Genomic DNA, 20,259 nt, shown 5'->3' on the forward strand with positions numbered 1-20,259 from the left:
CTGGTCTGCGACCGGGAACGGAGGTCAGCGACTCGGTGCTTCTCCTGCCCCCCGCTCGCCGCCTCGGCGCCCTGAGCCACTTGCCCCGAACCGTTCCCCGCAGTGATACCGGACCTCGTCGGCGCCGGCACGACCATGGCGCGTCTCTGGCATTGGGGTCGGGCGGTGGCGGTCCGTGGGTTCTCGTCTAGGGATTGCGTGGGCCGGGGGCGGAGGCGCCATCGGCCTTGGCCGCGTCGGCGAGGGCCTCGGCAGCGGCCTCTGCGGCCTGAGCCGTGTCGTCGGCTGCCTGGGCAGCTCGGTCGTCCGAGGATTTTGCGCGGGTGGCCGGCGACTGGGGCAGCACCTCGCTGAAGGCGCGGGAAACGCCATTGAGTGCCGCGGTGACCTCGCTGGGGATTACCCAGAAGCTGCTGCCTGGCCCTTGTGCGAGCTGGGGCAGCATCTGCATGTACTGGTAGGCGAGCAGTTTGGGGTCGGGGTCGTTGCGGTGCACGGCCTGGAACACCTCGTCGATGGCCCGTGACTGGCCCTCGGCCTTGAGTATCTCGGCTGTGCGGTTGCCCTCGGCGCGTAGGACGGCGGCCTGTTTGTCGCCTTCAGCGGTAAGAATTTGCGACTGGCGTTGTCCTTCGGCGCCGAGAATCGCGGCTCGCTTGTCTCGCTCGGCCCGCATCTGCTTCTCCATCGCGTCCTTGATGGACTGCGGGGGGTCGATGGCCTTGATCTCCACCCGGTTGACTCTCAGCCCCCATTTGCCGGTGGCCTCGTCCAGTACGCCACGAAGCTGGTTGTTGATGGTGTCGCGCGAGGTGAGAGCCTTTTCCAGGTCCATGGAGCCGACGACGTTGCGCAGCGTAGTGACGGTGAGCTGCTCGACTGCCTGAAGGTAGTTCGCGATCTCATAGGCGGCCCCTCGCGGGTCGGTGACCTGGAAGTACAGGACGGTGTCGATCTCCACGACGAGGTTGTCCTCCGTGATGACCGGTTGTGGTTTGAAGGAGACGACTTGTTCTCGCAGGTCGATGACCGGATAGACACGGTCGATGTAGGGGATGACGACGTTGAGGCCGGGTTTCAGGGTGCGGTGGTAGCGGCCGAGCCGTTCGACATTGCGAGCTCGGGCCTGAGGCACGATTCGTACCGCCCGCAACACGGTGAAGACGGCGAAGAGCGCGACGATCAGTCCAGCGACGAATAGCGCCGATTCCATGGTTCACCCCTGGGGATAGACGAGTGCGGTGGCGCCGCTGATCTCTATGACGTCGACAGTCGCTCCAGGGGGGATCACCAGCGTCTCGTCATAGGCGCGGGCAGTCCATTCCTCACCGCCGATGCGGACCCTGCCGCCCAGACCAGTGACCTCTGAGACGACATATGCGCTCCTGCCGACCAGTGCGTCGACGCCGAATCGCTCGGCCTGGGGCTGGCGCACGTGGCGAACCACTACGGGACGGACGAACAGCACGGTGCTCGCAGCGACGATGGTGAACACCAGGAACTGCAAGGGCAGTGGAAGCCCGACTGCCGCGCATCCCGCTGTGACCAACGCGGCCCCACCCAGCAGCCCCAGCGCGGCAGTGAGCGTGAAGATCTCCGCCACTGCCAGCACTGCCGCGGCAATCAGCCAGATCAGCCACGGGTCCATGGCCCCTCCTGCCGCTTGCAGGGTGGACTGGCGAGCCACTGCCCCCTTCAGCCGTCTCTCGGAACAGTCACTTACCTCGAGTATTCCCATCACCGGGCCCAGATGTACCAAATGTAAGAATAAATTCTTTACGCGGAGGGCATGAAAGCCAAGGTCGACGTGCGTCCACGGCGTACTGCGGAACGGGGTGGTGCCGCACGTCGTCGCAGTACACAGGTCTGCCCGGGCGTAGACGTCATCGCGGGCCACCACCGATGCCCTCGCGGCATCGTTGCAGGAGTATGGAGGACACCGCAGCCCTGCCCGAGCCAGATCCGTGGGCTCGTTCGTACCAGCCTCGATGGCGGTGGCGGCTGCGGTGGGTCACGGTGAGGAAGACCGGCGGGCCACCGTCGTCTGAGATCGCTATCCAAGGAGCACGGGAGCATGTCCGAACGCCATACGGTCTTGCGGAGCTTGCACGATGTGGGACTGGCCGCGTGGTGCGGCGGCTCCATGATGGGCGCGGTCGGCCTGAACGGCGCTGCCCGGGCCGAAGGCGGCAATGAGAGAGGAAATGCCCGGATCGCCGCTTCGGGCTGGGAGAAGTGGGCGCCGGTCAATGCGGCGGCGATCGGCTGCCACCTGATCGGCGCTAGCGGCCTACTCGCGGTGAACGCCCATCGCGTCGCTGTCCAGCAAGGCGTGGCAACCTCCACCCTGGTCAAGACCGTGCTCACCGGGGCCGCTGTGGCCGCCACCGCATACAGCGGTGTGCTGGGAAGGAAGATCAGGCTCGCTTCCTCCGACCGGCCAGAGGACGCGCAGAAGGCGACGGAGCACCCGGTCGACCTGACGACCGCGCAGCGTCATCTGGCGTGCCTGCAATGGCTGGTGCCGGCGCTGACCGGCGGTCTGGTGATCGTCAACGCGCTGCACGGAGAACAGCAGCGCCCCGCCGAGCAGGTGCACGGCATGTGGCAGCGTGCTCGTTCCCTCGCCCAGCACACCCCCTCACTGCCCACTCACGTGCCCACCACCAGCTGGCATTTGGCGTACTGACCACGCAAAACGACGGCGATTACAGCGGTCCCACGGACGGCGCATCGAGGCCGACTCCAGCCTGTTTTCACGCGTGGTATCCCATCCGCGGGACAGACGCGAAGTCAGGAGGGCCACGGAATCGTTCCTTTGGTGCCTGTCCTGCTACTCGCCCTGGTCCTCTTTGGCGCGGGGTTCGCCCTCAAGGCCCTGTGGTGGATCGCCATCATCGTGCTGGTGGTGTGGCTCCTCGGTTTCGTCTTCCGGGCCGCCGAAGGCGGCGGACGCCGCCGCTGGTACCGATGGTGAACTGACACAACCCGAGCCCCAGGGTGGGGTTCGTGCCGCCGATCAGGCCGCGAACCCCACCCTTCGCACTTCCCCACCCCGTTCGGGGGTAGACGCAACCAAGGCAGCTCGCCGTCGACGCGCCCCGGAACCAGCGCGAACCTCCCCGGCGAGCCGCCCCACCCCGTCTACGCCACGCTCATTCACGCACCCTCGGGCCCCCTGGCTGTAGGCGAAGGGCCCGTGCGCAGAGCCCCCAAGGTCACAGAAAGCGCCGCACGGGGATGACGGCGGCTTCCTTCAGACGCTGTGGCAAGGACCGGCGCTTCCACCGGGCCGCCTCGATCGCCTCGCTGCGTGTCAGGTCGTGATCGAAGTCGTCGTCCAGGATGCCAGTGAAGGTCTCGTCGAGGACGGCGAGCATGACTTCCTCGTCATGATCCATCGAGCGACGGTTGAAGTTGGTGGAGCCGATCAGCGCTGCGACCCGGTCCACCGTCATGATCTTCGTGTGGAGCATCGTCGGCTGGTACTGGCGGATCTCGACACCGGCTGCGAGCAGCGCGGCGTAATGGTGCTGGCCCGCGAGTTGGCAGGCGCGCTGGTCGGTGTGCGGGCCGGGCAGCAGGATCTGGACCTGGACGCCACGGCGGGCGGTGGCGCACAGCAGGTCGATGAAGTAGGGGTCCGGGGCGAAATAGGCGGTTGAGAGGCGAAAGCGTTCCTGCGCGGAGGTGAGCATGACGCGGATGAGGGTCTGCAGGTCCTGCCAGCCGAAGCTGGCCGAGCCCCGCACCACCTGCACGGTCGAGGAGCCCGGCTGGGTATGTTCGGTGAAGCGGTCGCGCTCATCGAACAGTTCGTCGTGGCACTCGGCCCAGTTCTGGGCAAACGCGGCCGCGATCCCGTCAACCGCCGGGCCACGGACCTTGACGTGGGTGTCACGCCACTCCTCGGGGGTGCGCGCGTTGCCGCACCATTCCTCGGCGATGCCTACCCCGCCGGTGAACGCGGTGTGCTCATCCACGATGAGAGCCTTGCGATGGCATCGATGGTTCTGCTTGAGCGGGGAGGTCCACGCAGGTTTACGGAACCAGGCGACCTGCACTCCGGCGGCGTCCATGTCATCGAGGAGGTCCTGTTCGATCTCCTTGGCCCCGAAGCCGTCCAGCAGCAGCCGCACCCGCACACCGGCGCGGGCTCGGTCGGCCAGAGCAGCGGCGAAGTCGCGGGCTATCTGGCCACGCCAGTACACGAACGTCATCATGTCGATGACGTGCTCGGCCCCGCGGACCGCCGCCAGCATCGCGGGGAAGATCTCGTCCCCGTTGCGCAGCGGAACAAGCTCGTTGCCTTCGGTCGCGGCAACCCCGATCAGCCTTTCCAGACGCCGGCGCAGACGTTGCTTGCGCTCCCCTGCCTGCAGAAGGCCGTCGTCACCCTGCGGGGGTGTGACAAGGGTCTTGTCGATACTCATGTGGTGCTTCTCCTGGAACGGCAGAAGTCGAAGGATGGGTGTGGGCCAGCCACCCTGCCGCTGGCCCACACCGCAGTCCCCGGAGGGCGCTTGTCCGGGCTACTGGAGAGCTTGGGTGCGCAGCCGGGTGAGGATCCGGGTCAGGAGGCGGGAAACCTGCATCTGGGAGATACCAAGGCGTTCGCCGATCTGCGCCTGGGTCATGTCGTGGCCGAACCTGAGGGACAGGATCAGCCGGTCCCGTTCCGGCAGCTGCCGGATCAGGGGCTTGACCGCCTCGATCTCCTCCACCTTGCCGAAAGCGTTGTCGTCGTAGCCCAGCCGTTCCGCCCAGCCGGTCCCGCTGTCGCTCTCCTCGGCGGGCGGCGTGTCCAGGGAGGCGGCGGAATAGGCGTTGGCGGCCGTCATCGCTTCCACGACCTGGTCCTCGCCGATCTCCAGCCGGCCCGCGAGTTCGGCCACCGTCGGCGCCCGGTCCAGCTCGGCAGCCAAGAAGTCGGTGGCCTTGGCCAGGTCCAGGCGCAGCTCCTGCAGCCGCCGCGGCACGTGGACCGACCAGCTGGTGTCGCGGAAGAACCGCTTCATCTCGCCCACGATGGTCGGGAGCGCGAAGGTCACGAACTCGACCCCGTAATCGGGGTCAAACCGGTCGACCGCCTTGATCAGACCGATCGTGCCGACCTGCAGGATGTCCTCCATCTGATCCGCGCGCTGGGAGAAGCGGCGGGCCGCGAAGTGCACCAGCGCGGTATTCATCTCGATCAGCGTGTTACGGACGTACTGGTAGTCGGCAGTGCCCTCCTCCAGCGTCTGCAGGCGGGCGAACATCACCTTGGAGACCTGCCGGACCTCCGGCGCCGTCATCGCCCCGGACACCTCCGGAAGCTCCTCCGGCGTACCGCAATCCTGCGCCGTCTCGACCGCGTCATCGGCCAATGCCTGCATCCCAGTGCCCTCCTCAACCTGTTACCTGGTGCTTTCTGCACTCCCAGGGCATCGCCCATCTGCCCCGGATTGCGCCCGCCATTCGAACTCCTCAGCGAAGTGCGGGGGAAGCAAGGGCGGCCCTCGGGCCCAACCTGGCCCGGCAGCCACTACCCGAAGCCATGACGGAAGGTCCGCGGACCGGCGACCGCGGCGCTACTGCCTGCCGTGGCAGCTTGGTGACGGTGTCGGGGTAGAAGGCGTCGATGCTCCGGACGGCGGCCACGGGTGACGGCGACAGAGCCCCTGCCGCTACCCGGCAACAGGGGCTCTGTCATGGCTGGCGACCGGAGGGGCCCAGCATGCCTGCCGCTCCCCACCCTCGCCGGCTGGCGCCCGTCGACTGCCGCCTCTCGGGTGACGGCGTCCGGCGCAGCCCTGTGCGGAGACCCGGGACTACGCCGGACCGCTTATCGCGCGTCCCCCGCCCGAAACAGAAGCCCGGCTGGGACGGTCGGGACCGCTCTTCCAGAATGCGCCTCAATCCCGCCGGGGTCAGCTTGGCCGGCATGGAATCCGCGGGTGCCGTGGCCCCACTCACTGCGTGGGCTACGTCCCTAACGCTGATGCCGGGCATCGGCCACGGATGGCGAGCCAGTCCTGCACACAGGGTGACCGGACTTGGGTGCGTGAGTGCGGGTAGATGGACAGGTGGAATGACTGAAATGACAGGAGATGGCCTGTATGTCTCGCACACAGCCCGGCATCGAGCATCACCCGGATCTGCTGGAACTTCGCGCCGATTACGAGCGAGCAACCGCGACCAATCGCGGTCAGGCAGTAGAAGCCATGGGCCTCCTCATAGGCACCTACCTGGCTGCTTCACCATGGATCGCGGGCTTCAATGCGATAGCGGGCTTCAACGCGCTGTCGACGATCGCCGTCAACAATCTCATCGCCGGCATCGCGTACGCACTGCTCATGGGCGGCGTGGGACGAGGCTTCGAGCGCACTCACTCCAAGGCCTGGGCGGCGGCCGTCATCGCCCTGTGGACAATCATCTCGCCCTGGTGTGTCGCGGGTGAGGTCAGCAGCTGGCGCACCATCACCAGCAATGTGATCGTCGGCGTGATCGGCCTGGCGGTGGCGCTCGCAGCGGCAGCAACGCGTCCCGGCAGCGCTCGCACGGCGGGGCGCGCCATGTCGGACACCCCTGGAGGCGTGAGGCGCGGCTGACACAGGCCCGTCCGCAAATCGGCAGCGCATGCCTGCCGGATGACGCCAAGACACACGCTGCTGCCGGACTCCGACCATTCGCTCGGCGACGGCCCGCTATCACCCAGTCAGCGTGCTGTGAGCCGAACTCGAGCGCACTCTGAAAGTGCGGCCCCGCCGTCCTTGCCCGATGGCGGGACCGCCCGGCTCGCTGCGCTCGGGACGCCGCCCCTCGGCGGCCGGGGACCGGCCCGATTGCCATCTGGGGGAGCAGCACGCTGGACCGTCCTCGATGCCGAGTCGTCTAATCGCGAAGCCGGGGCCATCACCGCGGGCCGCCGCCTTGCCGCTGGCATGCCCTTCGGGTGCAGCCCATTGGGCGACGAGGGCCACAAGTGCACTGCGGCACTTGATGATCACCTCAACGCAGTGGCGCCGGCGAGCGGTGGCCGCCGTACACGCTGCCTGCTCCTCTTCCTCCGATACACAGAACCGGATGCGGCACCGCGGCACGAACGCATGGGGGGTCCGGCTATTTCTGGCCGGACCCCGCCGACAAGTCCACCACCACTAGCGCGGGCTCATCACCAGCCGTCGCCGACAGGCCATGTCCTACGAACCGCGCACCGTCCGTCACCCGAGCCTGCATCAGGCGAGGCAGGACACCCATTGGAGTGACGGCGGTCCTCGCGTCGACGCGCCACAACATCACGCGGCCGGCCGTCGGCTTCAGTGACAGATGCGCGCCGGTGTCATCGTCGCCGCCGACGCGCATCACTGGGCCCCGCCAGGCCGTCACACTCCGGGCGGGGCCCACTCACGCGGCTCCTAGAGACCTGAGTGACTGCGCCGGCGGACGGTGAGGACGGCTTCCTCTCACCGCCCGCAACACCCTTCGACACTTCGCTCGACATGCGCAGTAAGGTCAGCTTGCCTGGCGGTACGGAGCTTCCTGAGGATCCCCGATCGGCCGGGTCGGACGTTCTCCGCGAGCAAGAAATCGCCCATCCGGGCGCGCCTGAGCGCAGCGCCCACGGATTCGGCGCGCTCGTAACCGCCGCCCGGTCTCCGCCGGCCCTCCTCACCGCAGCAGCCGCGAACGTCACTTCCCCGTGAGAGTCCGCCATACATCCGACAGTCCGCCCGCCCCGCCCAAGGCAGGGAGCCAGTGGGTCGCATAGGCGCGCACACCCGAATCACGCCCGGCCCCACCCCACACAAGGCTCACCGCCCACGGACCCGCGGGACATCAGGCGGGCCGGGGCCAGGCCGTTCCACTATGGAACCGAACGGGGACTCGGAAGGAGGTGGGAGCGATGAGCGAGGACACGGCCCCGCCGGAACACCTTCCGCGGGCCGACGGGCCGCTGGTGCGGGTGCAACTCCATGACGGCCAGATCCTCTACGCCGTGGCGAAGAGCCGGCGGCATGAGGCCGACGGGTCCTGGTGGTACCAACGACCCATCTCCCCTCCGCTACCGACGTGCATGGCCGCCTGACCGATGAACCCGCGCCAGTCGTATTCCTCGCACCGGCCAACCGCTGCGAACCCATCGCCGGCCAGCCTTGCGACCAAGTGCCAACCATCCGGCACCACGTCACCCCGGGGTGGAAGGCCGAGGTACCGGTGTACTTCACCGGCGACGTCGGCCCAGCCCGGATCGTGCACCGTGGCGACTGCCGCGCGCCATCCGGGACATCTCCACGCCGGCGACCACCGAACAAGCCCACGCCACACTCCAACGTCCCGACGCCGCTCCCTGCCCCGTCTGCCGTCCCGACCGCGTACTTCTGCCATCGCGATGACGTCTCGACGCAGCTGAGGCCTGCCCTTGAGCCGTGTTCCTTGCCGCAACGCCGGGGGACCTGGCGCACATGCCGACGAAGCAGCACTTGTTCACCACTTCGGACAGCAGCAAGGACCTGAACCGAATCGAACACGACGACCTGTGCTCAGCCGAGTTCAGCCAGGTCGTCAGCTGGAGCCGCATCGCTGGCGATGTGCTGGAGCACATTCCAGAAGGTGTCATTCGGCGATGCCTGTGCGCGGCTTAGTAGGACTCGCCTGACGGCCCTGGCGTGGGCCGGCCTGGCGGCTGCCAAGGCATCGCGCCCGGCCTCGGTGGCGGTGATCAGGCGCCGGCCGGCAGTACCGGCCTCTCCGACGAGGAGTCCTCGGTCGGCCATGCGGGAAAGCTGACGGGACAGTCGGGGCCGTTGCCAGCCGAGCATGGCCCCCAGCTCATTCTGGGCCAAGCGGCCACTCCCGTTCTCGATCACTCTGGACAGGACTGAGAAGTCCGCCACCGACAGGCCCGCAGCAGCCTGGATTTCCTGCGCGACCGCTACGGCAACGGCCTCGTTGGCGTGCTTCCAGGTGGTCCACTGCGCTGTCTCGGTGGCGTCGAGCGGATCGGTCACAGACCCATCTTAGCCGTGTGTTGCCATGTAAACGTGTCACGATGCATGATGTTTACATGGCAACAGAAGCGAAGCATGCAGTCCTCATCACCGGCGGTACCTCGGGCATCGGCCTCGGCCTAGCCGCGCGATACCTCCAACAAGGCCACCGGGTCGTGATCACCGGCCGCAGCCCCGACCGACTCGCCGCCATCGCCGATCAGCTCCCCGGCATCGAAACGCTCACCAGCGACATCGGCACTCCGCACGAGCGGCAGAAGCTTGCCGACCGCATCCGCAACTCCATGCCGGAACTCGACATACTGATCAACAACGCCGGAATCCAGCGACGAGTGGCCATCGCGGCCGACGACGCTCCCTGGGCCGAAGCCCAGAACGAGATCGACATCCTCCTGGCCGGCCCCATCCACCTGGGACGCCTCCTCCTGCCGCACCTGCTGGCACATGGCCGCCCCAGCGTGCTGGTCAACGTCACCTCCGGCGGGGCCTACATCCCCCAGCCGTTCGCCCCGCTGTACAGCGCGGCCAAAGCGGCCCTGCACAGCTACACCGTGAACCTGCGCCACGCGCTACAGGCCACGCCTTGCCGAGTGGTGGAACTGATCCCGCCAGCGGTCGCAACAGCACTCGCCGGCCCCGGCCACAACCACGGAGCCGACCCGCAAGAGTTCTGCGACACCGTCTTCCCGCTCCTGGACGGCACGCAACCCGAGGTCGGCTTCGGACCGACCTCCCAGCCCGCCTTCACCGACTGGCTCGCTGCCGAGCATCGCGCCTTCCAAGCGGCAGCCCACCGGTTCCCGGTGCCGCTCTACCGGCCCATCGCCATTGGAAAACCAGCGGACAGCTAAGAACCGGCCATCCGCAGCTGGCATCACCCTCTTGGACATGCTGCGCCTTCAGTAATCGAAGAGCCGGGGGTCGAAGGTGCTGTCCGAAGTGGTGAACAAGTGCTGTCCGAACCGACCGAACTCGTGAACAACGCCAGCCTTGGAAAGGGCGCCTGAGCGTCGTCGTGCAGTTCGGCGATATCAACGCCAGCCAGCTGGTCCATGAGCATCTCGGCGAGCTGCACTTCCTCCTCGGTCACCGGGGCCGCCGACGACAGGTCGCCCGGCTCCCGGATCTCCTCGGGCCAGAGCAGCGTGTGCAGGACGAGCATCGCGTGCCGCGGCCGGATCACGGCCAGGCGCTCTCGCGTCCGTAGCGTCGCCTTTGCCACCGCGACCGTGCCGTGCCTCGCCAGCGCCTCGACGAGCAGTGCGTACGGCCGCTGCGCCGTTTCCCCGGCCGGCCCGACCCAGTACGGCTTCGCCTACAGCACGGGGTCGGTGTTGCCCCCGTCGACGAACCCGAGCACGTCAACGGTGCGCTTTGTAGGGAGAGGGAGCGCGGCCAGGTCCTTATCGAGGAGCACGACAGTGCGGCCGTCGGGCCGAGATGTAGCCGCCCTCCAGAGCGTGCGCATACCGACAGCGTGCAACCCGGGGCGATCCACCGCCCGGCGAACTGCTCCGGCCCGGTGACCGCCCCGCTTCCGCCGAATGTCACCCGTCCAGATGTGGAGGCGCAGCACCCCGGTTAGCATCCCAAGGCAAGGATTCGCCAACGTTCGCTACTGCAGGAGCACCGGTGCCCAAGACGCGTCTCAAGTGCCGCAACTCTCGGTCTGCCGCGGCCGTCGTCGAGGTCGGGCAGCTGCCTGCCGACTCGCACCACACGGTGCGCCAGGACGGCAGGAAGGTGATCATCAAATACCACTGCTCCCTGTGGCCCCTCGACGTCGCCGAATGGGCCGCACTCGAGGGCCACGCCAGCGACAAGGCGGCGGCCCGCGTCATGGCCAGGCTCCGGGATTAGGCAAAGGCGGAGCGAGGCTGAGCTGTAGCACGGCTCCGTCCACCTCCACCGCGGGCGGGGCCGCGCGGACTATCCCCACACCTCGGGGCCGCCGCCGCGCCACTCAACTACGCCTGGGTCGGTAAGGCTGAAGCGGTCGGGGTCCAGGCCGGCGCGGCGCAGGACGTCCAGGAGCTCCGCCATCCGGCGTGCGGACCCGGCGTAGCAGCCACGGACCGCCACTCGCCGGTGGTGGTCCATGGGCGGATAAACGATTACCAGGGGCGGATCAGCAGCAGGCATCTGCACAGGATGCCCATTGGCGTGTGTGGACGCACCCTTGAAGTGCAAGTCCGTTCGCGTTCGCCGATAACTTGCCCAAACGGACGGGGCCGCTCAGGTCGACGGGGCTGTGCGCGATGCTGAGGAACTCGCCCTCGATGCGGACGCGACGGCCCCCGTGTCCGAAGGCGGGTAGACGACCGCTCGGCACTCCAGGATGCGTGCGGTCCTGCTCAGGCCAGGCTCTAATGCGACCACGCTGCCACCCCCGCCAGGGCCTTGCCCGCGCGGCGGGCCGCCCGGGTGACAAGGTCCGGCGCGGCCACTGACCCTCGACGGACCGGGATGAAGCCGGCCAGGTTCCGCCGGCCGTCTGCGGCACCCGGGGCGTACAGCCCGTGGAGGCCAGACGCGGTGGTCTTGCCAACCGGGAGGCCGGACAGGAGACGGCTGTAGGGGACGTTCGTGTCGACCGGCGGCATGTAGTGGGTGCCGGACACGAACGTGGACAGGTCGAGGGTGATGGAGTCGACGTTGCGGGTTACGTGAAGGCTGGCAAGCCAGGACCGGTCGGCCGTCAGGTTCTGGGTGGTGGTGACCGGCTGAACGGTCATGAGTCCTCCCGTGGACGATCAGACGAGTGGGCAGTTCGTCCGCTCACCGACTGGTGGCGTCGTCCACGCATGGGAGGGGCGTGGTCGGGTCTGCTGCACGATCGGGTGACATCTTGACCTGCCCTACCTCTCAGGTTCCAGTTCTGCTGGCTAACTGACCGCCTTCACGAAAGGCTGCCGGACATGCCCCGCGCCTACCCCGCTGAGTTCCGCGCCCGCGCCGTCGCGTTGGTGCGGGCAGGAAAAGAACAGAAGCAGACCGCCGTTGACCTCGGCATCCATCCGGTCACCTTGTCGAAGTGGTTGCGCCAGGATGACATCGACAACGGCCGGCGCCCTGGCAGGGTCTCGCAGGAGTCCGCGGTCGCATCAAGCGGTGACGCAGCACTGTGGCCCGGGACCCCTCGGTGGGGTTCCGGGCCGCAGTGCTGCGCGTGGCGCGGGTCAGGTGAGGCGGCGGCCTGCTACCACCAGATGACGACGTATCCGTTGCCGCCATTGGGAGCTGCTATCAGGGTGCCCGTACCGCCATTGCCACCCACGGCCGCGCCAGAAGCCGGTTCGACGATGCCGCCGACCGCGGGTTTGCCTCCTTCTCCTGGCGGCCCGCCAAGGGCGATGGGAGCCAAGCCCGCAGCGCCTGGACGGGTCGTGCCCTTGGCAGGGAGCGAACAGGTGCCGCTTCCGCCGGGACTCGAGGGGCCGAGAACAAGCCCAGGATGGCCGCCGGCGCCGCCGGTCGCTGACGCGAGTACACCGCCAGGCCCTACCAGGGTGCTGCTCGTCCCGTTCGCACCGTCTGCACCGAGGGGCGGAGCACCAGCCCCGCCCTGGCCGACGGTCACCGTGTAGGCCGTTCCGGGCTGCACCGGCACGGAGCACCAGGCGAAGCCACCAGCACCGCCGCCTCCGCCGAGCGGGAGCGCCAATATGCCTGGACCGCCGCCCCCGCCGGCGCCCCACACCTGGACGAAGACCTGGGTGAGCCCGGCGGGCGGGGTGAACGTCCCGTTTTCGGTGAAGTCCACCAAGTCGTGCGGGACAGCGCCGGTTCCCGGCGGCCCGGCAGGCCCTTGGATTCCCTGATCGCCGGGGTCGCCCTTCGGCCCGGTCTGTCCGGGAGGGCCTTGGATTCCCTGATCGCCGGGGTCGCCCTTCGGCCCCGTCTGACCAGCAGGGCCCTGCGGCCCGCTGGGCCCAGCGGGCCCAGCGGGGCCCTGCTGTCCGGGTGGCCCCGGCGGGCCGGGAGGACCGGGAATGCCGGGGCGGCCTGGATGCCAGTGCCGGCCAGGACGGCTTGGGCAGTATCCGGGGAAGTCCGGGAAGAGGAAGCACGGGTCAGCGAGACCGGCCTGAGCGCGGGGCTTTACGGCATCAGCCTCGCCCCCACTGGCGCTCCCCGCGTACGCGGCACCCATCAGGGCACTGGACGCCAGGACCACGCTCGCAGCCATCGCCCACATCCGCATGCTGCCTCGGCGCCCTCGTGCGGGCACCTGAGGCATGGCTATTCGGGACAACACGTCACCTCCAGCAAGGGGCCCGCAAGGCGCGGCTGATACCGCTGACCAGGAGAGGAAAGCTGTCGGAGACAGCAGCGAGCCCACAGCAAGAATCGCCCTGTGTAGCGAGTGGTGCACATTAGGTAGCCGACCGGGTGACCTCAGCCCGTACACACAGCAGCGGCCCGGAACCCCTCAGTGGGGTTCCGGGTCGCTGTGCTGCACCGCATTCCTGAAGTCGCCAATCCGGCCGCGCTTAAGATCATCATATGGAGTCAGTCGTAGCGATGGGCGTATGGCTGTATGACGGCACAGTGCCCACAACAACCCGCGTAGTGATGCTGGACTACGACTTTTGGTACGCCATCGGAGAGGCAGACGGAAATCTGCAGCCCGGAGAGGTCCCGGATTTGAATGAGGACGGGGACGGCTGCCTCTACTACGTCCAGCATCTGCCAGGGTGGCCCGCGTGCGACCGTTCGTTCTGGCCGGCCACAGAAGGGTTCCACACGCTCGCGGAAGCGATCGATGCAGCAGAAGTCACCGTCACCGGCCCGATCTCATGGCAGTAAGGATTTTCCCGCAGCACGAGATCGGTCGAGCAGATCGCAACGGGCGTCCCGCCCATAGATCGTATCGAGAGGATCGGACGTGCCACAGCCACGCCAGGTGAGACAGTGCCGAACTGCTGTTGACGGGTGACGGCGGGATGGCTGCAGTGCAGCAGTTGCTGATTCAGCGCCGAGTCGAGGTGCTCGATGCAGTGGTGATCACGCGCGAGCTCCTTGGGGCGGGTCCCAAAGCCCTCGGCGAGGCGAAGACGATCGTCCTGACAAGTCCAAGTAGGGGGCGTGAGCTGCGGGTGCACGATCAATTCATGGATGCTGTCGAGCGGAACGGCAACCAAGGTGATTAATAAGGTAGATCCCTCGCTCGCTGAGTCGGCAGCCCCCGCCTGCGGGAGCGGCGGATTCCGCAACCGGGGTCAGCTCGCCTCTGCCTCGGCTCGGGCTCGGGTGCTGGCGAGACGGTAGAAGTCAGAGCCGGTCTCGATGATGGTGCCGTTGAAGGTGAGCCGGTCGACGATGGCTGGGCCCGTCACGATCGAGTTCCGGGGGTTCAACGGTGGGGCGTGGTGTGAAGGACTGGCGGACCGATCCGACGTTCGCGATGTGCCGTGAAGTGGTGGACGGGGCGGACCTGGCCTTGTTCTCGGGCGGCCCTTTCGACGTGCGGGCGGTGGTGGCCGACATCCTGCCCGAACCCCGCCTGCGCTTGGACCTCGATGCCGTCCCGTGGGGCAACTTCCCCCATGAGTACGACGCCCGAAGGGCCGTTCACCTCCTGCGCGCCGACGGCGAACCGAGCCTGAACGCGGCGGGTGTGCTGTGGGGCCTGTGCGCCAATGACAGCCGGGCCGCTGCCTCCCTCGCCGTGCCGTTCCTCATCCCCCTGGCCATCGACGCCTACCACCCACACCGCGCCGCCGCCCTCGCCGTACCTCCGGCCCCGCCCGTGCCCGACATCCTCCAACACCTCTAGGAGCGCTTCCATCCCAAACTGATGATCGAGGAGCATGTGCTCGGCAGCGCGCTGAGCCAGCCTGGTGGCTGCGGCTCTGTCAAGCGCGTACAGCAAACTAATCACGTGAGGGGCGTCGCGGAGGGAAGCATGGGCGGCGGGGTCACGCGCTAGGAGGAGATCGCCGAGCTGAAGCGGGCCAACGTCGTACGCGCTGGAGCGAGGAGTCTCTGCGGGTGTCGTTGCGTGAGTTCACATCGGCGGGCGCCGACAGCCGTCTCTGTGTACTGCTGGCACTTGTGGTCCGGGTCATCGCGCAGGTCTCAGGTGCCGCCACCTTCGGCACCCTGCCGTAGGTACGGGTCCTCATCGATGCCCCTACTCCGCCTCTGGCAGGCTCTCCGTGGTCCTGGAGGCTGACGAGGCGAGGGACCTCGTGTCCGGAGTCTTGGTCGGCCCAGGCGGCCTGCACACGACTCCGGCCCCTGCCTGACGTGTCGTCGGGCAGGGGCCGGATGTTGGTAGCGGGGGCGGGATTTGAAATCGCCGTCGACGCCACCACCCAAGCCACCACCGAGCGCTACACCACTCCCTTCGGCGCCCCCCGCACTGGCGGCACCGGAACCCGGCCCGACGGCGGCGGGACTGCTTGCCGCGGCCGGCCCGCCCACCTCGCTGGAGTGGTGGGCGGACCGGCCACCCGATCAGGCAGGCCGCTGGGTCACGCCGGCACGCCCTGCGCGAGGTTGGCGATGTGTTCCCACGCCCGGAACTCCGCGATCCTGCGGTCGTACTCCTCCTGCAGCGGCTCGATGCCGCCCGTGCCGAAGAGCACGCGCAGCGGCGGGTTGGGGGCGTCGACGATCGCGAGCAGCGCGTCCGCCGTCGTCGCTGCGTCGCCGGTGACGAACGGCGCGTCCTTCATCCCGGCCATGAGCGCTTCGCGGACGGGCTCGTACTCCGGCATTGGGTCGACTGCCGGAGCGGTGGCGCCGAGGCCGGTAGCGAAGGTGAGGGGCTCGACGAGGGTGACCAGGATCCCTTGGTGGGCGACCTCGGCAGCCAGGGCCTGACTCATGCTCTCCAGCGCCCACTTGGAGGAGTGGTAGAGGCCCATCGTCGGGTACGCGACGAGGCCGCCGTAGGACGAGACTTGGATGATTCGGCCGTGTCCGCGGGCCCGCATGCCCGGGAGTACGGCCCGAGTGGTCCACAGGGCGCCGAAGAAGTTCACGTCGAACTGTGCCCGTGCCTGCTCCTCGGAGACCTCTTCGACGGCTCCCCGCAGCGCGTGGCCGGCGTTGTTCACCAGGATGTCGATGCCGCCGAAGCGGTGTTCGGTTTCTCCCACGGCCTGCCGGACGGCAGCGGAGTCCGCCACGTCGAACGTCAGCGGCAGCACCTGATCGCCGAACTCGCTGACCAGCGGTTCCAGTGACGAGGAGTTCCGGGCGGTGGCCGCGACGCGGTCGCCGCGGGAGAGGGCGGCCCTGGCCCAGTGGAGGCCCAGGCCTCGGGAGGCTCCGGTGATGAGCCAGACGGGGGGTGACGAGGTAGCCATCGAGTCGTTCCTTTGCGCAGTACGGGGACAACGCCGCGCAGGCGGCGCGGTCGACGGAAGACCAATCGGAGATGCATCTCCGTTTCACTGTACTCCGAATCGGAGATGCATCTCCACATAGGTGTCCGGGGTGGATGGCCCAGAGCCCGCGCGCCGTCAGCCGGGCCGGATGAAGCCAGGTCCGCCCCCTCCGGCTTTCTCCGGCTTCGCCGAGGGCATGCCGCGATGAGCCGCCCGCGACAGCCGCCGTGACGCCGTCGGCGTGGTGGGCAGGGACGATGTCAGGGGCGGCGGCCGGGTTTGAGGATCGCCGTCCGGACGTTCCCTGTGGAGTCAAGGCGGCGGCGTACGAGGCGCCAGCGTCGTCCCGGGGCATGGTCAAGATCGCCGGCCCACGCCTCGGCGTCTTCACCCTCGGCGCCTCGTTGAGTGGGTGCCACCCGGCCGGGCAGGGGCGGCGATTCCCGCCGGTTCAGCCCTCGGCGGCCTCGAGTTTCCGCCAGATGCGGATGAGGGCAGCGATGTCCTGCTCGCCGAGCGGCGCCACGAAGTACTGCTGTACGGCCGCTTCGAAGGTCTCGGCCACCGTATCGGCGTACCTGCGGCCCTCTTCGGTGAAGCCGATCAGGGAGATCCGGCCGTCGTCCTGGTCGGCGCTGCGGCGCAGGTGGCCTCTGTCGATCAGTTCCTGCACCAGCCGGGACGCACGGGTGGGGCTCACGCTGACGAGTTCGCCGGCCAGCGCCCGCACGGGCTGTGGTTCCAGATCCTGTAGACGGCACAGGATCTCGAAGGCGCTGAACGAGATCTTGTGCCGCTCCATCAGCACGGCCTCGATCCGCGCGGTCAGCGCCGCATGCGTGTAGAGGAGAGCGAACCAGGCGTCCTCCTGTGACTGGGAGATGATCGCGTGCCTGGTGGAGGGCGGTCTCATGACGACCATGGTAACAAACATGCGTGTGCACTTGTGTGCGAGCGCACGCATCTCTATGGTGCAGGCATGAACCGATCCCAAGATCTGGCGGGAACTCCGTCAGCAACCGCCGATCCGCACTACGCACACCGCTGGCTGATCCTGCTGGTAGTCCTGATCTCCCAGGTGATGATCCTGATCGACGCCACCGTCATCAATGTGGCGCTTCCCTCGGCCCAGGCGGGGCTGCACTTCTCCGACGCGACCCGGCAGTGGGTGGTGACGGCCTACGTCCTCGCCTTCGGCAGCCTGCTCCCGCTCGGAGGACGGCTGGCCGACCTGGTAGGACGCAAACGGGTCTTCATCGTGGGCCTCGTGGGCTTCGGCGTGTTCTCCGCACTTGCCGGCGCCGCCCCTGACACGGCCGTGCTACTGATCGCGCGCACTCTGCAGGGAGTGTTCGCCGCCGCACTGGCGCCCACCGCGGTCTCCCTGATCACCGTCACCTTCACCGACCACGCCGAGCGCAACAAGGCGTTTGCTGTGTTCGGCGCGGTCGGCGGCGGCTCCGGTGCCGTCGGCCTACTGCTGGGAGGGCTGCTCACCAGCTACCTGGACTGGCGGTGGACGATGTTCGTCAACATCGCCTTCGCCGCTGTCGCCCTTGTCGGCGCTCTCACCTTGATGACGAACTCCGCCGACCCGGACCGGCCGCGCCTCGATCTTCCCGGTGTGCTGCTGGCATCGGGCGGCCTGTTCCTGCTCGTGTTCGGCAGCGCCCAGGCCGAGAAGGACGGCTGGGGCGCCGCACTCACGATCGGCTCCCTCGTCGGCGGCGCCGTTCTGCTCGCCGGGTTCGTCACAGTCGAACGCCGCGCGGTCAATCCCCTCGTCCCCCTGCGGGTGGTGCTCGACCGGAACCGCGGCGCGGCTTATCTGAGCCTGCTGCTGGGCAGTGCCGCGCTGTTCGCGCTGTTCCTCTTCCTGACCTATTACTTCCAGGGAATCCTCGGCTACACCCCCATCAGGACCGGCCTCGCTTTCCTTCCCCTGCCCGTCGGGATCGCGGTCGGCGCCACCATCGCCCAAAGTGCCCTGCTCCCGCGCCTCACCGCCCGGACCATCGTCGCCGCAGGACTGGTCCTGTCGGCGTTCGGGGCCGCACTGCTCACGAGGGTCGGCGTCCAGGCCGCATACGTGTCCCACGTTCTTCCCGGACTCGTGCTGGTCGGCGTCGGTATCGGCGTCTACTTCGTCATCGCCGTGACCATCGGCAGTGTCCCGGACGACCCGCGCGACGCAGGGACCGCCGGCAGCATGAACAATGTCGGCCAGCAGATCGGCACGGCGCTCGGGGTAGCTGTGATCAGCACGTTTGTCGCATCGGCGACTAGCGGCTACCTGCACTCCCACGGTCCGGCCGGCCCGCCGCTGCTCGCCCGCGCTGCCGTCCACGGGTACGCGACGGGCTTCTGGTGGGGCGCCGCTACCTTCGCGTTCACCGCCGCACTCTGCACCGCGCTGATCAGGCCGAAAACATCTCTGGCCGTAGCCGCCGAACCGTCCGGGCCCCAGCCCGCGGCACCGGCCTTCCAGTGAGCGGCCCCCTGCACGGCCGGCACTCCCCGCCGGCGGTGCGCTCCCACGGGTCAGTCCCCTTCGCCGTTGACCAGGGCGAGGAACTCCCCGCGCCCCAGGGGCGGGACGGGCAGCGGAGTGGGAGCGTCGGAACGCAAGCCGTCGAGCAGGAGGGGGACGAACCGGCGCCAGAGGTCGGGGGACGCCCTGCCATAGGTATCGATGAGCGTTGTCAGCAAGGACATCAGCACGCCGACGTCCGTCGACGTGATCTCGGCACGGATCGTGCCCTGGGCCTGTCCGCGCTCCAGCAACTGCTCGATGCACGCCTCGACCCGGGTACGGACATCCGGCAGCAGCGGGCCCTCGGGGGCGCTGCGCAGGAAGTCCAGGAGCGCGCGCTTGGCGGCCTGCGGCCGCAGGACCGCTTCGAAGAACGCCGCCAGCCCGGCCAGTCCGTCCTTATGCGCCGCCGCCCGCTCGGCCTCCGCCAGCATGGCATCGAATGACTCGGCGAGGACGGCGTCAGCCAGTTCGTACTTGTTGGCGAAGTGCCGGTAGGCGGTGCCCACACCGACCCCGGCCCGCAGCGCGACATTGTCAAGGGTCGGGCTGAGGCCCCCCTCGTCGAACAACTCCCGCCCGGCGGCAATCAGTGCCTCCCGGTTGCGCGCGGCGTCCCTGCGCCGGGGCCGCACCGACTGTCCGGGCTCTTCCGGCTCGCCCACGTCCGACCTCCCTCGACTGACCCCAGCCTAACTGAGCGGAGCAGCACCTCCGCTTCCGCACCGGCCGCCGTGGGAGCGGATAGCTCCGTTGTCGCCGGGTACTGGATGGCCGGGCGGGGACCGGGCGGGCGGGGGCGGTCTGTGCCGGAGGCGGCGCGCCGGCCGTCGCCGACGGCTTCGGCGAGTAATCGGGCCTGTCGCGCGGTGAAGCACGCGCGGGGGAGTACGAGGTCGACGGCGAGTGCGCCTGCCCGCACGGTGACCAACGCGGCGGGGAAGCCCAGCGCCAGGCCGTCGGCCGTTAGGCCCGCGGGCTGGTGCCGACAGTGTTCCTGTCGCCCGACGCGCGAGGAACTGGCGGACTGCTTGCACCTGCCGTGTCCGGGACATGGGCAGACGCGGAGCAGAGCGGCTAGGGCTTGCGTACGTGCTGCAGCCGTGCAGGGATTCGGCTCCATGGGCAGATCAGCCGGTGGCCGTTTGTCTGTGCGGACACCAACCCGGAGGCCGGGACAAACCCCGGACCAGGTCCAACCCGCTACAGCACCGGCGCGACGTGGCCGGTGACGAGTACCTTCGGCCCTTGCTGTCCGCACAACCCCACCGGCCGGATTGAATCCGGCCCACCGCACTGTGCCAGAAGGCCGTGCGGGGCGCGCGGATTGCCCCCCCCCCCCGCCCGCAGGTGGAACTAACGGCACCCACAGCGCGCAGGTCCGAGCCAGAGC

The 20,259-nt window shown here is 68.5% G+C and carries 22 protein-coding genes and 3 pseudogenes; 12 read left to right on the plus strand and 13 right to left on the minus strand.

Annotated elements, in window-relative coordinates:
- Window positions 1-187: 187 nt before the first annotated feature.
- Together ACFWVC_RS01110 and ACFWVC_RS01115 are read right to left on the minus strand one after the other, a co-directional pair.
- Window positions 188-1,213 (minus strand): SPFH domain-containing protein, encoded by a 1,026-nt coding sequence (locus tag ACFWVC_RS01110; protein WP_384273487.1) that lies wholly within the window; start codon window positions 1,211-1,213, stop codon window positions 188-190.
- 3 nt (window positions 1,214-1,216) lie between these two features.
- On the minus strand, window positions 1,217-1,648 hold the full coding sequence (locus ACFWVC_RS01115; protein WP_384273490.1) for an NfeD family protein: 432 nt from the start codon (window positions 1,646-1,648) through the stop codon (window positions 1,217-1,219).
- A gap of 426 nt (window positions 1,649-2,074) precedes the next feature.
- Between ACFWVC_RS01115 and ACFWVC_RS01120 the strand changes: the two genes are divergently transcribed.
- Together ACFWVC_RS01120 and ACFWVC_RS01125 are read left to right on the plus strand one after the other, a co-directional pair.
- Window positions 2,075-2,689 (plus strand): hypothetical protein, encoded by a 615-nt coding sequence (locus ACFWVC_RS01120; protein WP_384273493.1) that lies wholly within the window; start codon window positions 2,075-2,077, stop codon window positions 2,687-2,689.
- 120 nt (window positions 2,690-2,809) lie between these two features.
- Window positions 2,810-2,977 carry a hydrophobic protein gene (locus tag ACFWVC_RS01125; protein WP_384273699.1) on the plus strand — a complete coding sequence of 56 codons (168 nt, stop codon included), beginning with the start codon at window positions 2,810-2,812 and terminating at the stop codon, window positions 2,975-2,977.
- Window positions 2,978-3,218: 241 nt separating this feature from the next.
- Here ACFWVC_RS01125 and ACFWVC_RS01130 read toward each other — a convergent pair whose 3' ends face one another.
- Both ACFWVC_RS01130 and ACFWVC_RS01135 read right to left on the minus strand, forming a co-directional pair.
- Window positions 3,219-4,433: a phosphatidylserine/phosphatidylglycerophosphate/cardiolipin synthase family protein gene (locus tag ACFWVC_RS01130; RefSeq protein WP_384273496.1), complete on the minus strand. Its 1,215-nt coding sequence runs from the start codon at window positions 4,431-4,433 to the stop codon at window positions 3,219-3,221.
- 99 nt (window positions 4,434-4,532) lie between these two features.
- Complete coding sequence (locus ACFWVC_RS01135; RefSeq protein WP_384273499.1) at window positions 4,533-5,378, minus strand: RNA polymerase sigma factor SigF; 846 nt, start codon at window positions 5,376-5,378, stop codon at window positions 4,533-4,535.
- Window positions 5,379-6,101: 723 nt separating this feature from the next.
- Between ACFWVC_RS01135 and ACFWVC_RS01140 the strand changes: the two genes are divergently transcribed.
- The 3 genes from ACFWVC_RS01140 to ACFWVC_RS01150 all read left to right on the plus strand — a co-directional run bounded on the left by ACFWVC_RS01140 (window position 6,102) and on the right by ACFWVC_RS01150 (window position 8,378).
- Window positions 6,102-6,593 carry an SPW repeat protein gene (locus ACFWVC_RS01140; protein ID WP_384273502.1) on the plus strand — a complete coding sequence of 164 codons (492 nt, stop codon included), beginning with the start codon at window positions 6,102-6,104 and terminating at the stop codon, window positions 6,591-6,593.
- Between the two features lie 1,295 nt (window positions 6,594-7,888).
- Window positions 7,889-8,071, plus strand: a complete 183-nt coding sequence (locus ACFWVC_RS01145; protein WP_384273505.1) for a hypothetical protein — start codon at window positions 7,889-7,891, stop codon at window positions 8,069-8,071.
- Window positions 8,072-8,180: 109 nt separating this feature from the next.
- Window positions 8,181-8,378: a DUF6233 domain-containing protein gene (locus ACFWVC_RS01150; RefSeq protein ID WP_384273508.1), complete on the plus strand. Its 198-nt coding sequence runs from the start codon at window positions 8,181-8,183 to the stop codon at window positions 8,376-8,378.
- A 147-nt stretch (window positions 8,379-8,525) separates the two neighbouring features.
- Here ACFWVC_RS01150 and ACFWVC_RS01155 read toward each other — a convergent pair whose 3' ends face one another.
- The gene (locus ACFWVC_RS01155; protein ID WP_384273511.1) at window positions 8,526-8,993 is read right to left on the minus strand and encodes a MarR family winged helix-turn-helix transcriptional regulator; all 468 of its coding nucleotides are present in this window, start codon (window positions 8,991-8,993) and stop codon (window positions 8,526-8,528) included.
- A gap of 56 nt (window positions 8,994-9,049) precedes the next feature.
- Between ACFWVC_RS01155 and ACFWVC_RS01160 the strand changes: the two genes are divergently transcribed.
- On the plus strand, window positions 9,050-9,844 hold the full coding sequence (locus ACFWVC_RS01160) for an SDR family NAD(P)-dependent oxidoreductase (RefSeq protein ID WP_384273513.1): 795 nt from the start codon (window positions 9,050-9,052) through the stop codon (window positions 9,842-9,844).
- Between the two features lie 23 nt (window positions 9,845-9,867).
- Here the strand turns inward: ACFWVC_RS01160 and ACFWVC_RS01165 are convergent.
- A pseudogene (locus tag ACFWVC_RS01165) lies at window positions 9,868-10,293 on the minus strand (Ku protein); the annotation flags it as partial.
- Window positions 10,294-10,625: 332 nt separating this feature from the next.
- Between ACFWVC_RS01165 and ACFWVC_RS01170 the strand changes: the two are divergent.
- A complete protein-coding gene (locus ACFWVC_RS01170) occupies window positions 10,626-10,853 on the plus strand; it encodes a hypothetical protein (RefSeq protein WP_384273516.1) in 228 nt (75 codons plus the stop codon).
- A gap of 506 nt (window positions 10,854-11,359) precedes the next feature.
- On the opposite strand, the gene ACFWVC_RS01175 is transcribed toward ACFWVC_RS01170, so the two are convergent.
- Window positions 11,360-11,728 carry a head decoration protein gene (locus ACFWVC_RS01175; protein ID WP_384273519.1) on the minus strand — a complete coding sequence of 123 codons (369 nt, stop codon included), beginning with the start codon at window positions 11,726-11,728 and terminating at the stop codon, window positions 11,360-11,362.
- 150 nt (window positions 11,729-11,878) lie between these two features.
- A complete protein-coding gene (locus ACFWVC_RS01180) occupies window positions 11,879-12,010 on the minus strand; it encodes a hypothetical protein (RefSeq protein WP_384273714.1) in 132 nt (43 codons plus the stop codon).
- On the opposite strand from ACFWVC_RS01180, the pseudogene ACFWVC_RS01185 reads away from it, so the two are divergent.
- Window positions 11,960-12,091: pseudogene (locus ACFWVC_RS01185) on the plus strand (IS3 family transposase); the annotation flags it as partial. The gene ACFWVC_RS01180 and the pseudogene ACFWVC_RS01185 overlap by 51 nt on opposite strands.
- Before the next feature lie 101 nt (window positions 12,092-12,192).
- Here ACFWVC_RS01185 and ACFWVC_RS01190 read toward each other — a convergent pair.
- Window positions 12,193-13,233 carry a glycine-rich domain-containing protein gene (locus ACFWVC_RS01190; RefSeq protein ID WP_384273702.1) on the minus strand — a complete coding sequence of 347 codons (1,041 nt, stop codon included), beginning with the start codon at window positions 13,231-13,233 and terminating at the stop codon, window positions 12,193-12,195.
- Window positions 13,234-13,499: 266 nt separating this feature from the next.
- Here ACFWVC_RS01190 and ACFWVC_RS01195 point away from each other — a divergent pair, with 266 nt between their 5' ends.
- Together ACFWVC_RS01195 and ACFWVC_RS01200 are read left to right on the plus strand one after the other, a co-directional pair.
- On the plus strand, window positions 13,500-13,802 hold the full coding sequence (locus tag ACFWVC_RS01195; RefSeq protein ID WP_384273522.1) for a hypothetical protein: 303 nt from the start codon (window positions 13,500-13,502) through the stop codon (window positions 13,800-13,802).
- A gap of 137 nt (window positions 13,803-13,939) precedes the next feature.
- Window positions 13,940-14,146, plus strand: a complete 207-nt coding sequence (locus ACFWVC_RS01200) for a hypothetical protein (RefSeq protein ID WP_384273525.1) — start codon at window positions 13,940-13,942, stop codon at window positions 14,144-14,146.
- 69 nt (window positions 14,147-14,215) lie between these two features.
- Here ACFWVC_RS01200 and ACFWVC_RS01205 read toward each other — a convergent pair.
- Window positions 14,216-14,320: pseudogene (locus ACFWVC_RS01205) on the minus strand (AAA family ATPase); the annotation flags it as partial.
- Window positions 14,321-14,367: 47 nt separating this feature from the next.
- On the opposite strand from ACFWVC_RS01205, the gene ACFWVC_RS01210 reads away from it, so the two are divergent.
- Window positions 14,368-14,772, plus strand: coding sequence for a hypothetical protein (locus ACFWVC_RS01210; RefSeq protein WP_384273527.1), 405 nt, complete (start codon window positions 14,368-14,370; stop codon window positions 14,770-14,772).
- Between the two features lie 700 nt (window positions 14,773-15,472).
- Here ACFWVC_RS01210 and ACFWVC_RS01215 read toward each other — a convergent pair.
- On the minus strand, window positions 15,473-16,312 hold the full coding sequence (locus ACFWVC_RS01215; protein WP_384273530.1) for an SDR family NAD(P)-dependent oxidoreductase: 840 nt from the start codon (window positions 16,310-16,312) through the stop codon (window positions 15,473-15,475).
- A 472-nt stretch (window positions 16,313-16,784) separates the two neighbouring features.
- Entirely contained in the window at window positions 16,785-17,246 is a 462-nt protein-coding gene (locus ACFWVC_RS01220) for a MarR family winged helix-turn-helix transcriptional regulator (protein WP_384273533.1), read from the minus strand.
- Between the two features lie 66 nt (window positions 17,247-17,312).
- Between ACFWVC_RS01220 and ACFWVC_RS01225 the strand changes: the two genes are divergently transcribed.
- Entirely contained in the window at window positions 17,313-18,824 is a 1,512-nt protein-coding gene (locus tag ACFWVC_RS01225; protein WP_384273536.1) for an MFS transporter, read from the plus strand.
- A 50-nt stretch (window positions 18,825-18,874) separates the two neighbouring features.
- Here the strand turns inward: ACFWVC_RS01225 and ACFWVC_RS01230 are convergent, their stop codons facing one another.
- Window positions 18,875-19,531, minus strand: coding sequence for a TetR/AcrR family transcriptional regulator (locus ACFWVC_RS01230; RefSeq protein ID WP_384273540.1), 657 nt, complete (start codon window positions 19,529-19,531; stop codon window positions 18,875-18,877).
- Between the last annotated feature and the right edge of the window lie 728 nt (window positions 19,532-20,259).

It is taken from the genome of Streptomyces sp. NPDC058691 (assembly GCF_042714775.1).
Classification (GTDB): Bacteria; Actinomycetota; Actinomycetes; order Streptomycetales; family Streptomycetaceae; genus Actinacidiphila.